The 15,700-nt window shown below is 62.1% G+C and carries 12 protein-coding genes; 9 read left to right on the forward strand and 3 right to left on the reverse strand.

Going from position 1 to position 15,700, the window contains the following annotated elements; genetic code table 11:
* Positions 1-156 precede the first annotated feature (156 nt).
* From ACS3QZ_RS11740 to ACS3QZ_RS11780, 9 genes are all read left to right on the forward strand, one after another.
* Positions 157-741, forward strand: coding sequence for an ANTAR domain-containing response regulator (locus tag ACS3QZ_RS11740; protein ID WP_093091315.1), 585 nt, complete (start codon positions 157-159; stop codon positions 739-741).
* The gene (locus ACS3QZ_RS11745; RefSeq protein ID WP_456037992.1) at positions 738-1,913 is read left to right on the forward strand and encodes an ABC transporter substrate-binding protein; all 1,176 of its coding nucleotides are present in this window, start codon (positions 738-740) and stop codon (positions 1,911-1,913) included. Before ACS3QZ_RS11740 ends, ACS3QZ_RS11745 begins: the two co-directional genes overlap by 4 nt.
* A 271-nt stretch (positions 1,914-2,184) precedes the next feature.
* Positions 2,185-3,549: a CmpA/NrtA family ABC transporter substrate-binding protein gene (locus tag ACS3QZ_RS11750; protein ID WP_456037993.1), complete on the forward strand. Its 1,365-nt coding sequence runs from the start codon at positions 2,185-2,187 to the stop codon at positions 3,547-3,549.
* Between the two features lie 152 nt (positions 3,550-3,701).
* Positions 3,702-4,784, forward strand: a complete 1,083-nt coding sequence (locus ACS3QZ_RS11755; protein WP_456037994.1) for an ABC transporter permease — start codon at positions 3,702-3,704, stop codon at positions 4,782-4,784.
* Positions 4,785-4,790: 6 nt separating this feature from the next.
* Positions 4,791-6,476 carry an ABC transporter ATP-binding protein gene (locus ACS3QZ_RS11760; protein ID WP_456037995.1) on the forward strand — a complete coding sequence of 562 codons (1,686 nt, stop codon included), beginning with the start codon at positions 4,791-4,793 and terminating at the stop codon, positions 6,474-6,476.
* A 5-nt stretch (positions 6,477-6,481) separates the two neighbouring features.
* Positions 6,482-6,907 (forward strand): globin family protein, encoded by a 426-nt coding sequence (locus ACS3QZ_RS11765; RefSeq protein WP_456037996.1) that lies wholly within the window; start codon positions 6,482-6,484, stop codon positions 6,905-6,907.
* On the forward strand, positions 6,904-9,348 hold the full coding sequence (nirB, locus tag ACS3QZ_RS11770; RefSeq protein WP_456037997.1) for a nitrite reductase large subunit NirB: 2,445 nt from the start codon (positions 6,904-6,906) through the stop codon (positions 9,346-9,348). Before ACS3QZ_RS11765 ends, nirB begins: the two co-directional genes overlap by 4 nt.
* Positions 9,345-9,677, forward strand: coding sequence for a nitrite reductase small subunit NirD (gene nirD / locus ACS3QZ_RS11775; RefSeq protein ID WP_456037998.1), 333 nt, complete (start codon positions 9,345-9,347; stop codon positions 9,675-9,677). The genes nirB and nirD overlap by 4 nt, the downstream gene beginning before the upstream one ends.
* Entirely contained in the window at positions 9,677-12,319 is a 2,643-nt protein-coding gene (locus ACS3QZ_RS11780) for a molybdopterin-dependent oxidoreductase (RefSeq protein ID WP_456037999.1), read from the forward strand. The genes nirD and ACS3QZ_RS11780 overlap by 1 nt, the downstream gene beginning before the upstream one ends.
* A 1-nt stretch (position 12,320) precedes the next feature.
* Here ACS3QZ_RS11780 and ACS3QZ_RS11785 read toward each other — a convergent pair whose 3' ends face one another.
* The 3 genes from ACS3QZ_RS11785 to ACS3QZ_RS11795 form a co-directional block, all read right to left on the reverse strand.
* Positions 12,321-13,157, reverse strand: coding sequence for an alkaline phosphatase family protein (locus ACS3QZ_RS11785; protein ID WP_456038000.1), 837 nt, complete (start codon positions 13,155-13,157; stop codon positions 12,321-12,323).
* A gap of 81 nt (positions 13,158-13,238) precedes the next feature.
* The gene (locus tag ACS3QZ_RS11790) at positions 13,239-14,876 is read right to left on the reverse strand and encodes an ABC transporter ATP-binding protein (protein WP_456038001.1); all 1,638 of its coding nucleotides are present in this window, start codon (positions 14,874-14,876) and stop codon (positions 13,239-13,241) included.
* Positions 14,873-15,688, reverse strand: a complete 816-nt coding sequence (locus tag ACS3QZ_RS11795; RefSeq protein ID WP_093091337.1) for an ABC transporter permease — start codon at positions 15,686-15,688, stop codon at positions 14,873-14,875. The genes ACS3QZ_RS11790 and ACS3QZ_RS11795 overlap by 4 nt, the downstream gene beginning before the upstream one ends.
* Positions 15,689-15,700: the final 12 nt, after the last annotated feature.

The following is a 15,700-nucleotide window of genomic DNA, read 5'->3' on the forward strand; positions in this document are numbered from 1 at the left end:
ACCTGCAAAACACACCACGCCTAAAAAGCCGCCACGTCGGCAAAAACCGCCAATAATTCAGGCATTCGCCCGTCGCATCCGGCCTGCCATCTGGCCCGCGCGCGACGGGCAGCCTACCACGGTCCAAAGACCCCAAGTCAGGACCGTGTCCCACCCGTGCCCAGCCAACTCACCATCCTGGTCGTCGAACCCGACAAGACCCGCGCCGAGGCCATCATCGACAGCCTTGCCGCGACCGGAGATCACCAGATTCGCGTGCTGGCCGGACATACCGGACTGGCCCGATCCGTAGCCGAGATGAACCCCGATATCGTACTGGTCGACGTCACCAACCCGTCGCGCGACGTGATCGAGGAGCTCACTCTTGCCTCCTCGCCGTTGGAGCGCCCGGTGGCGATGTTCGTCGACCGCTCGGATGACAGCATCACCAAGGCCGCAATCGAAGCCGGAGTCTCGGCCTATGTCGTGGACGGGCTGCGCGCCGATCGCATCCAGCCGGTGATGGATGCCGCCATCGCCCGGTTCCACATGTTCAGCCGGATGCGCGCGGAACTCGAAGCGACCAAGCGCGCACTGGAAGAGCGCAAGATCATCGATCGCGCCAAGGGTATTTTGATGCGCGCCCGCGGCCTTTCCGAAGACGAGGCCTACGCCCTGATCCGCAAGACAGCCATGAGCCAGGGAAAAAAGATCGCCGAGGTCGCCCAGGCTCTGGTCACGGCATCGGAGCTTCTCTCATGAGGATTCAACCGCTGACCGTCGGCTTCATGCCCCTCGTCGACGCCGCCCCTCTGATCATTGCCCGCGAGTTGGGCTTCGCCGAGGAAGAGGGGCTTGCCCTGACCCTGCAATCCGGCCCCTCCTGGTCCACCCTTCGGGATCGCTTGGTGCTTGGTCAGATCGAAGCTGCCCACATGCTCGCCCCGGTCCCCGTTGCCATGGCGCTTGGACTTGGTGGAATCACTACACCGCTCGACGCGCTCTCAGTGCTCTCGGTCAACGGCAATGTCATCGGCGTCTCCAACCAGATCGCCGCCCGGCTCCGCGATACTGGTTTCGCCTCGGACTTCAGAAACGCAGCCGCCACGCGCGAGGCCCTGACTTCCGTCAGCAGCGCCCTGCGCCTCGGCGTCCCATTCCCCTTCTCCATGCACGCCGAACTTCTGCATTACTGGCTTGCCGGCAGCAGCAACACCGACCCCAAGGCGCTTGATATCCGCACCATCCCGCCCCCCCTGATGGCCGAGGCCATCGCCGCGAACGAAATCGACGCCTTCTGCGTCGGCGAGCCCTGGGGGTCGATCACGGTCGAAAACGGTGGCGGCGAGCTTCTCCTGCCAAGCAGCGCCATCTGGAAATTTGCACCGGAAAAGGTTCTTGCCGCCCGTACCGACTGGACCGCTGCCAACCCGGAACTGACCGGGCGCCTGATGCGTGCCGTCTGGAAAGCCGCGCGTTGGCTGAGCGAAGCATCCAAACGCTCCACTGCGGCCGATATCCTTGCGTGGCCAGAGTATCTCGGCCTGCCTGCCGAAATCCTCGAACGCTCCTTGAGCGGACATATGATCCTGTCCCGGCACGCCCCTGTGCGCCATGTTGACCGCATGGTTGTCTTTCACGACGCAGCGGCCACCTTCCCGTGGAAGTCTCAGGCCGCATGGATCGGCGCCCGCATGGCACAGCGTTTTGGCCTTGATCCCACAAACGCCGCCCAGAAGGCCACCGAAGTTTTTCGCACCGATCTCTACCGCGAACACCTCGCCCCGCTTGGCGTCGACATGCCCGGGGCCTCCGGCAAAGTCGAAGGCGCTCTGGCACTGCCGACGCCCGTCGCCTCGGACAATGGTACCCTGATTCTGGGGCCGGATGCGTTTTTTGATGGCCGTGTTTTTGACCCTACCCCCTCCCGCTGATCAAAAAATGTGCACTCGCAGCAAGAAAATGCGGCGGCGCAGCAAAATCATGATCAAACCCTTCGCGACACCTTGCACTACGGTCCATCCCGCGCCCTAATGATCCCAAGCCGAGGCAATGGCGTCTCGCATCTCCCATCCTCCCCGCTGCCGGGGAACGCCGAGCAAAGCCGCTCGACCGCCTGTGAACACCACAGGACTGGTCAGCGGCTTTTTTGTTTTTCCCGCCCCCCTCCTCCTCACCCGGGGCACACCAAAAGGAACATGCACCATGAAACGCATCGCCTCTCTCCTCGCGGCCACCACCATGCTGGTGTCGCCTGCCATGGCACAACTGGACCTTGAAAAGGACGAACTCACCTTCGGCTTCATCAAGCTCACCGACATGGCGCCGCTGGCCGTCGCCTATGAACAGGGCTTCTTTGATGACGAGGGCCTGTTTGTCACATTGGAAGCGCAGGCCAACTGGAAGGTGCTTCTGGACGGCGTGATCGATGGCCAGCTCGACGGTGCCCATATGCTCGCCGGTCAGCCCCTGGCAGCCACCATCGGCTTTGGCACCGAAGCGCATATCATCACCCCCTTCTCGATGGACCTGAACGGCAACGGCATCACCGTCTCGAACCAGATCTGGTCGGAAATGAAGCCCCACATCCCGCATGACGACGCGGGCAAGCCGATCCACCCCATCTCGGCAGCATCGCTCAAACCGGTGGTCGAAAAGTACAAATCCGAAGGCAAGCCCTTCAACATGGGCATGGTCTTCCCGGTCTCGACCCACAACTACGAACTGCGCTACTGGCTCGCCGCTGGTGGTCTTGAGCCCGGTTACTACAGCCCCGAAAACATCACCGGTCAGATCGGCGCCGACGTACTCCTCTCCGTAACCCCGCCACCGCAAATGCCCGCCACGATGGAGGCCGGTACGATCTATGGCTACTGCGTGGGTGAGCCGTGGAACCAGCAGGCCGTGGCCAAGGGCATCGGCGTGCCGGTGATCACCGATTATGAACTCTGGAAGAACAACCCGGAAAAGGTCTTCGGCATTACCGCCGAGTTTGCCGAGGAATACCCCAACACCACGCTGGCCGTGGTCAAGGCGCTGATCCGCGCAGCGATGTGGCTCGATGAAAACGACAACGCCAACCGCATGGAAGCGGTCGAACTGCTGAGCCAGCCCGAATATGTGGGCGCCGACAAGGACGTGATCGCCGCCTCCATGACCGGTACCTTCGAATACGAAAAAGGCGACGTGCGTGAAGTCCCGGATTTCAACGTCTTCTTCCGCTACAACGCCACCTATCCCTACTACTCCGACGCGGTCTGGTACCTGACCCAGATGCGCCGCTGGGGCCAGATCGCCGAAGCCAAGTCGGACAACTGGTATGACGAAGTGGCCAAGTCGGTCTACAAGCCCGAGATCTATCTTCAGGCCGCCAAGCTGCTGGTCGAAGAGGGCCTCGCCAACGAAGCCGACTTCCCCTGGGACAGCGATGGCTACAAGGCGCCGACCCCTGCGGGCGATATCATCGACGGCATCGCCTATGACGGCAAAGCGCCCAACGCCTATCTCGAAAGCCTGCCGATCGGTCTGAAAGGCGACCAGAAGGTGATCGGCACCGAGATCCAGGGCTGACCCGAATACGGGAGGGTGGGCGGGGCGATGTTGCCCGCACGGGCAACGAGCGCCGCAAACCCTTCCGCTCCCCGAACCGCGCCGACCCACACAGACGCAATACCGACGTGAAACCGACCCCGGTTTTGCCGCTTGTCCCAAGGACCTGACCCATGACCGCGATAGACCCCCAAGCCCTAGCCGATGAAGAGCGCGAAGCCCGCCGCGCCCGCCTCTTCACCCGCATCAACAAGGCCGACACCTGGTTCCAGGTCCTCGGCCTGAGCTTCATCACCCCGATCCTCAAGGCCGCCGCCGGCGACAACCCCAAGGCACAAGCCAAGGAAATCTGGCGCCTGCTCGGTGTCCCGGTTCTGGCAATCTGCTGCTTCCTCTTTGCATGGGCCTCGCTGGCCCCCACGGTGCAAACCTCCCTCGGTGCCGTCCCCGGCCCGTCGCAGGTCTGGGCCGAGGCCGTGAACCTGCACGAAGACGCCAAGGCCAAGGCCGCCAAGGAACAGAAATTCTATGACCGGGTCGAGGCCCGCAACCAGAAATTCATCGACAAGGGCCAGCCCGAAAAGGTCAAGCAAATCGCCTATACCGGCGCACCCAGCTATTACGACCAGATCTGGACCTCGATCAAAACCGTGTTCTTCGGCTTCCTGATCGGCTCACTCGTGGCGATCCCGCTCGGCATCCTCGCGGGCCTCTCGCCCTACGCCAACGCCGCCATCAACCCCTTGATTCAAATCTTCAAACCGGTCTCGCCGCTCGCGTGGCTGCCGATCGTGACCATGATCGTTTCGGCCACATATACGGTCGATGACGGGCTGTTTTCCAAGTCCTTCCTGAACTCGGCCATCACCGTGACGCTCTGCTCGCTCTGGCCGACGCTGATCAACACTTCGTTGGGTGTGGCCTCGATCGACAAGGATCTGGTGAACGTCTCCAAGGTTCTCAAGATGAACACCTACACCAAGATCACCAAGCTGGTGCTGCCCTCGGCCCTGCCGCTGATCTTCACCGGTCTGCGCCTGTCGCTTGGTGTTGGCTGGATGGTGCTGATCGCCGCTGAAATGCTGGCCCAGAACCCCGGTCTCGGCAAATTTGTCTGGGACGAGTTCCAGAACGGCTCCTCCTCCTCGCTGGCGAAAATCATGGTGGCTGTCTTCACCATCGGCATCATCGGCTTCCTTCTGGACCGCCTGATGTATGCCATCCAGTCGCTCTTTACCTTCTCTTCGAACCGGTGATCCGACATGAGCATTCTCAAGTTCGATAACGTCTCCAAGGACTTCGGTGAGGGCACCGCCCGCACCGGAGTACTGAAAAACATCACGCTGGACGTGCAGGAAGGCGAATTCCTCGTCCTGCTCGGCTTCTCCGGCACCGGCAAGACCACGCTGATCAACCTCATGGCGGGCCTTGAACAGCCCACCAAGGGCAAGGTCACCTTCAAGGGCGCCCCCATCACCGGCCCCGGCCCGGAACGCGGCTTTATCTTTCAAAGCTACTCGCTGATGCCTTGGCTCACGGTAAACGGCAACGTCCGCCTCGCGCTCGACTCGGTCTTCCCGAACATGCCCAAGGCCGAGAAAACGGCGACAGTGGCCAAATATGTCGACATGGTCGGCCTCTCCCACGCTGCCACCCGCCGCCCCGCAGAGCTTTCGGGCGGCATGCGCCAGCGTGTAAACGTCGCCCGCGCGCTGGCCATGAACCCCGAGGTCCTCCTGCTTGACGAACCGCTCTCCGCGCTCGACGCCCTCACCCGCGCCAATCTCGCCGACGAGATCGAGGCGATCTGGGACGCGGACAAGAAAACCTGCGTGCTGATCACCAATGACGTGGACGAGGCCATCATCCTCGCCGACCGCATCATCGCGCTGAACCCCGACGGAACCCTTGGCGAAGAGTTCGCCGTTTCCATTCCGCGACCCCGCGACCGGATGGAGATGAACCACCACGACGGGTTCAAGAAGCTGCGCGCAGACATCACCAACTACCTGATGGATGTCGGCATCGAGGCCAAGGTCGACATGGCACGCGAACTGCCCAACGTCACGGCCATCCACAACCTGCCCAAGGCGCAGGCCGACGTGAAGGCCACCCAATCCCTGCGCACCGACCGCTATCTCGAGTTCTCGCAACTGCACAAGATCTATCCCACCCCCAAGGGGCCGCTCACCGTGGTCGAGGATTTCGACCTCAAGCTGAACAAGGGCGAATTCATTTCTCTGATCGGCCATTCAGGCTGCGGCAAATCCACCGTTTTGACCATGGCGGCGGGCCTCAACGACATCTCCAAGGGCGTCATCAACCTTGACGGACGCGGTGTTGTCGGCGCAGATCCCGAACGTGCCGTGGTGTTCCAGTCGCCCAACCTTTTCCCGTGGCTGACCGCGCGTGAAAACTGCGCCATCGGTGTCGACAAGGTTTACCCCCGCGCCTCCCAGGCCGAACGGCAGGACGTGGTGGAATACTACCTTGAACGGGTCGGCCTTGCCGACGCGATGGACCGCCCCGCGCATTCCATGTCCAACGGCATGAAACAGCGCGTCGGGATCGCCCGCGCCTTTGCCCTCTCACCCAAGCTGCTGCTGCTGGATGAGCCCTTCGGCATGCTCGACAGCCTGACCCGCTGGGAACTGCAAGAGGTTCTGATGGAGGTTTGGGACCGCACCAAGGTCACGGCGATCTGCGTCACCCATGACGTCGACGAAGCCATTCTTCTTGCCGACCGCGTGGTGATGATGACCAACGGCCCACAGGCCACCATCGGCAAGATCGTCGATGTCGACCTGCCGCGCCCACGCACCCGCAAGGCGCTGCTGGAACATCCCGACTACTACAAATTCCGCCAGGAAGTGCTCGATTTCCTCGAAGAATACGAGCACGGTGCCAAGCCGAAACCCAAACCGGCACCAGCCATCGCAGCGGAGTAACCGACATGAACGACACACAGATTTCTTTGGTCCAGAAGAGCTTTGCCAAGGTCGCGCCCATGGCGCCGCAGGCGGCAGAGATCTTCTATGCCCATCTCTTTGAAATCGCCCCCGAGGTGAAACCCTATTTCACCGGCGACATGGGCGATCAGGGCATGAAGCTGATGGCCACGCTGGGTGTTGTCGTGAACGGGCTGCGCGATCTGGACAAGATCGTCCCGGTTGCGCGCGAACTGGCCATCAAGCACGTCGATTACGGCGTTCAGGCCAAGGATTACGACCCCGTGGGAGCAGCGCTGCTCCACACGCTAAAAACCGGGTTGGGCGACGATTTCGACGCTGAGACCGAAGCCGCCTGGACCACTGCCTACACGACCCTCGCGGGCGTGATGAAAGACGCCGCATATCCGGCGGAAACAGGGGAAACATGACAGAGAAACTGATCATCATCGGGGCCGGCATGGCCTCGGGCCGCGCGCTCGAACATCTGTTCGAGCAGGCCCCCGACGCCTATGACGTCACCCTCTTCAACGCCGAGCCGCGCGGCACCTATAACCGCATCATGCTCTCACCCGTGCTCTCCGGCGACAAGACCTTCGACGAGATCGTCACCCACACTGCCGAGTGGTACGAAGAAAACGGCGTCACCTGCCGCTTTGGCGAAAAGGTCATCGCCATCGACAAAACGGCCAAGACCGTCATCTCCGAAAACGGCGATGTGCTGCCTTACGACAAGCTCGTCATTGCCACCGGCTCTGCCCCGTTTATCATTCCGCTTCCCGGCCATGATCTTGACGGCGTGATCGCCTATCGCGACCTTGAAGACACCAACACCATGATCGCGCTTGGCGACAAGCCCGACGCCAAAGCGGTTGTCATCGGCGGCGGTCTCCTCGGACTCGAAGCGGCGGCCGGCCTCAAGGCGCGCGGCGTGGACGTAACCGTGGTGCACATCATGGGCCACCTGATGGAGCGCCAGCTTGATGAGGCGGCGGGATACCTGTTGCGCAAGGCGCTGGTCGACAAGGGCATCACCGTGAAATGCTCGGCCAATTCCAAGGAAATCCTTGGCGAGAACGGCCACGTCAAAGCGCTCCTGCTGGACGACGGCACAGAGCTGCCCTGCGACCTGCTTGTCATGGCCGTTGGCATCCGCCCGTCGATTGCACTGGCCGCCGACGCGGGCCTTGCCTGCGGTCGCGGCATCTATGTCGACGACCAGATGATCACCTCCGACGCCGACATCTTCGCGCTTGGCGAATGTGTCGAACATGACGGCAATATCTTTGGCCTCGTCGCGCCCCTTTATGATCAGGCTAAGGTGCTCGCCAAGACCCTCTTGGGCGAAGACGCGGCCTTCAGGAACAAGGAAGTCTCGACCAAGCTCAAGGTCACGGGCTGCGATCTCTTCTCCGCCGGCGACTTCGCAGAAGGTGACGGGCGCGAAGACATCGTCTTCCGCGATCCGGCCCGCAGCGTCTACAAGCGCCTCGTGATCGAAGAAAACCGCATCGTCGGCGCCGTGATGTACGGCGACACTGCGGACGGAAACTGGTTCTTCGGCCTGATCAAGGACGGCACCGACATTTCCGAAATGCGCGACACGCTGATCTTTGGCCCTGCCTACCAAGGGGGGGCCGCCGTGGACCCTATGGCGGCCGTTGCAGCCTTACCGGCTGACGCAGAAATCTGCGGCTGCAACGGCATTTGCAAAGGTCAGATCGTCGAGGCCATCGCGGGCGGCGCCACCGACCTTGGCGCGATCCGCGCCACCACTAAGGCGTCCGCGTCCTGCGGCACCTGCACCGGGCTGGTGGAACAGGTTCTGGCGACCACGCTGGGCGATGACTTCGTCATGCCCGCCGCCGCCTCGGTCTGTGGCTGTACCGATCTCAGCCACGAGGACGTGCGCCGCCTGATCAAGGCACGCGAGTTGAAATCCCAACCCGCCGTCTGGCAGGAACTCGGCTGGTCCACCCCAAACGGCTGTCATGTCTGCCGCCCGGCGATCAACTATTACCTGCTTGCCGACTGGCCGCTGGATTATGCAGACGATCCGCAAAGCCGTTTCGTCAACGAACGCAACCACGCCAACATCCAGAAAGACGGCACCTATTCCGTCGTGCCGCGCATGTGGGGCGGGATCACCACGCCCGACGAATTGCGCGCCATTGCCGATGCCGCCGACAAATACTTGGTGCCCACGGTCAAGGTCACGGGCGGACAACGCATCGACCTTCTGGGCGTCAGGAAAGAAGACCTTCCTGCGATCTGGTACGATCTCAACCAGGCCGGGCTGGTCTCGGGCCACGCCTATTCCAAGGGGCTGCGCACGGTAAAAACCTGTGTCGGTTCGGACCATTGCCGCTTTGGCACCCAGGACTCAACCGGGCTTGGCATCAAGCTGGAAAAACACCTTTGGGGTTCGTGGACACCACACAAGCTCAAGCTTGGCGTCTCCGGCTGCCCGCGCAACTGCGCCGAGGCCACCTGCAAGGATATCGGCGTCATCTGCGTGGACTCAGGCTACGAGATTTCCATCGCAGGGGCCGCCGGCATGGAGGTCAAGGAAACCGAGCTGCTCTGCAAGGTCGCAACCGAAGAAGAGGCGATCGAGGTGATCTCGGCCATGACCCAGATCTACCGCGAAAACGCCAAGTATCTCGACCGCGTCTTCAAATGGGTCGCCAAGGTCGGTCTCGACTGGGTCAAGGAACAGGTCGTCGACGATCTCGAAAACCGCAAGGCTTTGGCCGAACGCTTCGAGATTTCCCAGTCCGTTTACCGCACCGACCCGTGGGCCGAACACGCTCGCGAAAAGGCGGGCACCTATCAACCCATCGCAAACCTAACACTGGAGGCTGCAGAATGAGCTGGATCGACATAGGTTCCATCGACGACATCCCCCTGCGCGGCGCGCGCATCGTGAAAACCGAACTGGGTTGTGTCGCCGTTTTTCGCACCGACGACAACGAGGTCTTTGCCACTTCGGACCGCTGCCCGCACAAGGGCGGCCCTCTCTCCGAAGGCATCGTGCACGGGCGCAAGGTGACCTGTCCGCTCCACAACTGGGTGTTCTCCCTTGAAACAGGGCAGGCACAGGGCGCCGATGAGGGCCAGATTGCCACCTATCCCACGCGCATCCTTGATGGGCGCGTGTTGCTGGACGGAACTCTCCTGACCGCCGAGGCCGCTGCCTGATGAAAGACCTTGATCTGAACCCCGCCAACACCACCTGCACCACCTGTCCCTATTGCGGCGTCGGCTGCGGGGTTCTGGCATCACCGGATGGCGCGGGCGGGCTCAGGATCAAGGGCGACCCGGCCCACCCGGCCAACCAGGGGCGGCTCTGCTCCAAAGGGTCGGCGCTCGGCGAAACCGTCGATACCGACGGTCGTCTTCTCGCGCCGCAGATCGACACCCGTTCCGCAAGCTGGGACGACGCGCTCGATCTGGTCGCCACCCGGTTCAAGGACACCATCGCCAAACACGGGCCGGATGCGGTGGCCTTCTATGTCTCAGGCCAGCTTCTGACCGAGGATTATTACGTCGCCAACAAGCTGATGAAAGGCTTCATCGGCTCTGCCAATATCGACACCAACTCCCGCCTCTGCATGGCCTCCACCGTCGCGGGCCACAAGCGCGCCTTTGGCACTGATACCGTTCCCGGAACCTACGAAGACCTCGAACTCGCGGACCTGATCGTGCTGGTCGGCTCCAACCTCGCCTGGTGCCACCCCGTCCTTTACCAGCGCATCGTCGCCGCCAAAAAAGCGCGTCCCAAAATGCGCATCGTTGTCATCGACCCGCGCCGCACCGCCACAACCGATATCGCAGACCTTCACCTGCAAATCACGCCGGGCACGGATGTGGCCCTGTTCAACCGACTCCTGTCGGAAATCCATCAACAAGGCGCGGTGGACGCGGATTTTGTCACCAAACACGTCACCGGATTCAGCGAGGCGCTCGACGCGGCCAGCTCCACCGATGCCGGCGTCACCGGCCTTTCCCATGCCGACCTCACCCAGTTCCTGAACCTCTGGGTGCGCACGGAAAAGACCGTCACCGTCTTTTCGCAGGGCGTGAACCAATCCGCCCAAGGCACCGACAAAGTCAACGCCATCCTGAATTGCCACCTTGCCACGGGCCGCATCGGCCATCCCGGCATGGGGCCGTTTTCCGTCACTGGCCAACCCAACGCCATGGGTGGGCGCGAGGTTGGCGGGCTGGCCAACATGCTCGCCTGTCACCTCGACATCGAGAACCCCGACCACCGCGCCCTTGTCGGCGGCTTCTGGTCCGCGCCCACCATACCGGAAAAGCCCGGCCTCAAGGCGGTCGACATGTTCCGCGCGGTGTCGGACGGTCGGATCAAGGCGCTCTGGATCATGTGCACGAACCCCGTCGTGTCCCTGCCCGACGCCGATTTCGTGCGCGACGCCATCGCGGCATGCGACTTCACCGTGGTCTCCGACCTCACCGCCACCACCGACACCGCGCGCCTTGCCGACGTGGTTTTGCCCGCCACCGGCTGGGGCGAAAAGGACGGCACCGTCACCAACTCCGAACGCATGATCTCGCGCCAGCGCAGCGTATTGCCTGCGCCCGGTCAGGCCCGCCACGACTGGGATATCATCGCGGATGTGGGGCGCCGTATGGGCTGGAAGGATGCCTTCGACTATTCCCGGCCCGCTGAGATTTTCCGCGAATACGCCGCCCTCTCCGGCCTTGCCGCCGCGCAAGGAAAAGACTTCGACATCTCCGGTCTCGCCGATCTTTCGAATTCGGAATACGACGCCCTGCGCCCAACACGCTGGCCAGTCTCGCGCCGCGATAGGTCAGCGGACCGGATGTTCTCGGATGGCCGCTTCTTCACCGCCACAGGCCGCGCCAACATGCTGCCAGTGGAACAGGCGACCATGGAACCGTCCACGCCACGGCAATATCGCCTCAATACAGGCCGCATCCGCGACCAATGGCACAGCATGACCCGCACCGCGCTGTCACCCCGACTCAACCAGCACTACGGCGAGCCCTTTCTCGAGATCCATCCCGAGGACGCGCTGGCCCTTGGCCTGAAGCCCGCAGAACTCGCGCTGGTCGCAAGCGACCATGGCAAGGCCGTGCTACGTGTCCTGATCACCGACCGCGTGCGGCCCGGCACCGTCTTCGCCCCGATCCACTGGACTTCGGAATATGCCTCGTCGGGCCGCATCTGTGCCGTCATCCCTCCCGAGACGGACCCGGTCTCCGGTCAGCCAGACAGCAAGGCCGCTCCGGTCACGATCTCCGCATATTCCCCTGCATGGTATGGCTTTGCGGTCTCGACAAACAAGCTTGCGCCCAAAACCGGCTATTGGGCCCATGCCCGACACGCAACGGGTTGGCGTTGCGAACTGGCGGGGCGGGACGTTCCGGATAACTGGGAAGCTTTCGCACGGACCCTGTTCAACGCACCCGACGCACAAACCTCCAGCGTGATCGACCCTTCACGCGCAACAGCGCGCATCGCCCTGCACGACAGGGGGGTCTTAATCGGTGCGCTCTACACCGCACCCGAGCCCGTCGCCGTGGCCCGTGCCCATGTCACTGCCCTACTTGGCGACCCCGGTTCCACCGCCCTTGCCGGACGCCCCGGCGCGGACCAGCCCGACCCAGGCGCCACAGTCTGTGCCTGTTTCAACGTTGGCGTGAACACCATTGTCACCGCGATCACAGAGCAGAACCTGCTCAGCGTCGAGGACATCGGCGCGGCCCTTCAGGCAGGGTCCAACTGTGGCTCCTGCCGCCCCGAACTCGCTGCACTCCTCAATGCCACACTGGGACAGGCCGCAGCCGAATAACTCAGGACAGGAACGACTGCGCTTTCATCGTGTCGGGCGCAGGCACCCCCAAACGGCCAAGGATCGTCGGGGCAAGCTGCAGCTGGTGCAATACCGTGTCCTCGGACGGGCCCTCCCCGTCCCCAAAATAGTAAAGCGCGAACTCCTGCTGCAACGCCCCGCGTCCGCCATGATGGCCCCGGTCGTCCTGCCCGTGATCGGCGGTGACAATCACCTCGTACCCGGCGGCCCGCCACTTGGGAATGAACGGCGCCAACATCTCGTCCATGACGAAACACGCATGGTCCATCTCGTGGCTTTCATGCTGAAACCGATGCCCCATGCTGTCGAGCGTACAGGTGTGCAGCATCCCGTAATCCAGCCCGAACCGCAGGCACAGGTTGGTCAGCGTCGCAAACAGGTCCACGTCCGAAGGCGTCATCTGGTTGGCCGCCCCATAGCCCGTCATCGTGTGAAACCGCCCATGGTTGATAGTCTCGCTGCCCGGCTCGTCATACTCGATGTCGCGCACGTAATCGAAGGGATGCCGGTTGAAGAACTCCGACCAGAAACTATGCGCCACCGCACCGGTGATCCCCCCCGCCTTGCGCACTTCGCTGAACACATCCGGCTGGCTGATCCGAAACACGTTGCCATTGCCGGTGCACCCATGCTCCTGAGGTGTCACCCCGGTATGGATCGACGCATAACAACTGGCCGATGTTGAAGGCAGCACCGCCTGCATCCGCCATTTCTTCGCCATGCCTGTCTCGACCCAGCCTTCAAGGTTTCCAAAAAGCCGCCCCCAATTGCGCCAGGGCACCCCGTCCAGAATGATCAGCAGCAGCTTTCCGTTCATGTGTCACACTCCTTGCATAAAGAAAGGGCGCTCCCACGCCCCTTCATTTTGCGAAAAATACTCGCGCCGCAGGCACCAAAATCAGTTCCCTGCGCTCTCCATCTTGCGGTTCGCGATCACCTCTTCCAGCCAACCCAGTTTCATTTCTGGGACCGAGGACAACAGAAGGTCGGTGTAATCATCAAATGGCGGGCTCAACACATCGGTCTTGCCGCCATAGCGCACAACCTTGCCCTGGTACATCACCGCGATCGAATCCGCGATCGCCCTCACCGTGGCAAGGTCATGGGTGATGAAGAGATAGGCCACGTCCTCGATCTTCTGCAGGTCCAGAAGAAGCTTCAGGATACCATCCGCCACCAGCGGATCGAGCGCACTCGTCACCTCGTCGCAAATGATCATCTTGGGCTTCGCCGCCAGCGCGCGGGCGATACAGACACGTTGCTTCTGCCCCCCCGACAATTCTGCCGGATAGCGGTCAATGAACCCATCGCCCATCTCGATCTCTTCCAGCAGTTCCTTGATCCGCTTGCGCTTCTCTTCACCCCTGAGACCGAAATAGAACTCCAGTGGACGCCCGATGATCGTGCCCACCGTCTGGCGCGGGTTCATCGCCACGTCCGCCATCTGGTAGATCATCTGCAATTCCCGCAAATCTTCCCGGGACCGCCCGTCCAGCGCGGTCGAGAGATCGCGCCCGGCAAAATGGATATTGCCCGATCGCGGCGGCAGCAGCCCAGTGATGACCCGTGCCAGCGTTGACTTGCCCGATCCGCTTTCCCCCACCACGGCCAGAGTCTGACCGGGATGAAGCTCCACGTTCACGTCATGCAGAACGTCAAAATTCGTGCCCTTGTAACGCGCCGTGATATGTTCGACTTTCAGCACCGGCTCCGGAGTCGGCATCTTCTCTTCGTGGTCGATCGACCGCACCGAAACCAGCGCCTTCGTGTACTCTTCCTTGGGCGCGTTGATGATCTGGTCGACATTGCCGTACTCGACCATGTCCCCCATCTTGAGCACGAGAATATCGTCACTCACCTGCGCCACGACGGCAAGGTCATGGGTGATGTAAAGCGCCGCCACCCCGGTATCCCGGATCGCCTCCTTGATCGCCATCAGCACGTCGATCTGCGTCGTCACATCAAGCGCTGTGGTCGGTTCATCGAACACAACAAGGTCGGGTTCGGGACACAGCGCCAGCGCCGTCATGCAACGCTGCAACTGCCCCCCCGAAACCTGGTGCGGATAGCGGTTGCCGATGTTTTCCGGATCCGGCAGACCCAGCTTGCGGAACAGTTCCACGGCGCGCGCCTCGGCTTCCTTCTTGGAAAACTTGCCGTGCCGGATCGAGGCTTCCGTCACCTGGTCCATGATCTTCTTGGCCGGATTGAACGATGCCGCTGCGGACTGGCTGACATAGGTCACTTCCCCACCGCGCAACGATCGCACATCGGACAGGCCGGTCTTCAGGATGTCCCGCCCATTGACCCAGACCTCACCGCCGGTGATCTTAACACCGCCCCGGCCATAGGCCATCGACGCCAGCCCGATGGTCGATTTCCCGGCCCCGGATTCCCCGATCAGGCCAAGCACCTTGCCCTTCTCAAGGTCAAAGGACACCCCATGCACGATCTCGATGTCATGCGGCTTTTCGCCGGGCGGATAGACCGTCGCGCCGATTTTCAGGTCGCGGACTTTCAGCAAGGCATCACTCATCCCCGGCCCCCTTTCAGAGATGTGGTCCGGTTCAGGACCCAGTCAGCAACAAGATTCACGCTGATCGCCAGCGTGGCAATCGCCACCGCCGGATAGAGCGCGGCCCCGATGCCATAGACGATCCCGTCCTTGTTCTCTTTCACAATCCCGCCCCAGTCTGCCTCGGGCGGTTGCACCCCGAGACCAAGGAAGGACAGGGTAGAAACGAACAGCACCATGAAGATGAAACGCAGCCCCATTTCCGCAACAAGCGGCGACAACGCATTGGGCAGGATTTCCCGGAAGATGATCCATCTCCGCCCCTCTCCGCGCAGCTTGGCGGCTTCGACATAGTCCATCACGTTGATGTCCACCGCCACCGCGCGGGCCAGTCGGTAGACGCGTGTGCTGTCTAGGAACCCCATCACGATGATCAGCACCGGCACCGTTACCGGCATCACCGACAAAACGACCAGCGCAAAGATCAGCGACGGGATCGACATGATCAGGTCCACGAACCGGCTCATCACCTGATCGACCCAGCCACCGATGACAGCGGCCGCAAAGCCAAGGATCGAGCCGGTGACAAAGCTTAGGATGGTCGCCATGGTTGCGATCCAGATCGTCGTGCGCCCGCCATAGATCATGCGACTGAGCAGGTCTCGGCCAATGTTGTCGGTCCCCAGCCAATGCTCGGCACTCGACGGTTCCCAGACACCGCCGACGATCTCGGCCATGCCATAGGGGGCGATCCAGGGCGCGAAAATCGCCACAAGGAAATAAAGCCCGGTGAAAAACAGCCCGATCAGGGCGGCCAGAGGTATGGTCTTCATCTCTCTCCCTCC

The sequence above is a fragment of the Shimia sp. W99 genome (genome assembly GCF_053851455.3).

Excerpts from the sequence above, each read along its gene's own strand:
- ACS3QZ_RS11790 (WP_456038001.1), bottom strand. The coding sequence starts at position 14,876 with ATGAGTGATGCCTTGCTGAAAGTCCGCGACCTGAAAATCGGCGCGACG.
- ACS3QZ_RS11760 (WP_456037995.1), top strand. The coding sequence starts at position 4,791 with ATGAGCATTCTCAAGTTCGATAACGTCTCCAAGGACTTCGGTGAGGGC.
- ACS3QZ_RS11795 (WP_093091337.1), bottom strand. The coding sequence starts at position 15,688 with ATGAAGACCATACCTCTGGCCGCCCTGATCGGGCTGTTTTTCACCGGG.
- nirD (WP_456037998.1), top strand. The coding sequence starts at position 9,345 with ATGAGCTGGATCGACATAGGTTCCATCGACGACATCCCCCTGCGCGGC.
- ACS3QZ_RS11785 (WP_456038000.1), bottom strand. The coding sequence starts at position 13,157 with ATGAACGGAAAGCTGCTGCTGATCATTCTGGACGGGGTGCCCTGGCGC.
- ACS3QZ_RS11750 (WP_456037993.1), top strand. The coding sequence starts at position 2,185 with ATGAAACGCATCGCCTCTCTCCTCGCGGCCACCACCATGCTGGTGTCG.
- ACS3QZ_RS11780 (WP_456037999.1), top strand. The coding sequence starts at position 9,677 with ATGAAAGACCTTGATCTGAACCCCGCCAACACCACCTGCACCACCTGT.
- ACS3QZ_RS11745 (WP_456037992.1), top strand. The coding sequence starts at position 738 with ATGAGGATTCAACCGCTGACCGTCGGCTTCATGCCCCTCGTCGACGCC.
- ACS3QZ_RS11755 (WP_456037994.1), top strand. The coding sequence starts at position 3,702 with ATGACCGCGATAGACCCCCAAGCCCTAGCCGATGAAGAGCGCGAAGCC.
- ACS3QZ_RS11765 (WP_456037996.1), top strand. The coding sequence starts at position 6,482 with ATGAACGACACACAGATTTCTTTGGTCCAGAAGAGCTTTGCCAAGGTC.
- nirB (WP_456037997.1), top strand. The coding sequence starts at position 6,904 with ATGACAGAGAAACTGATCATCATCGGGGCCGGCATGGCCTCGGGCCGC.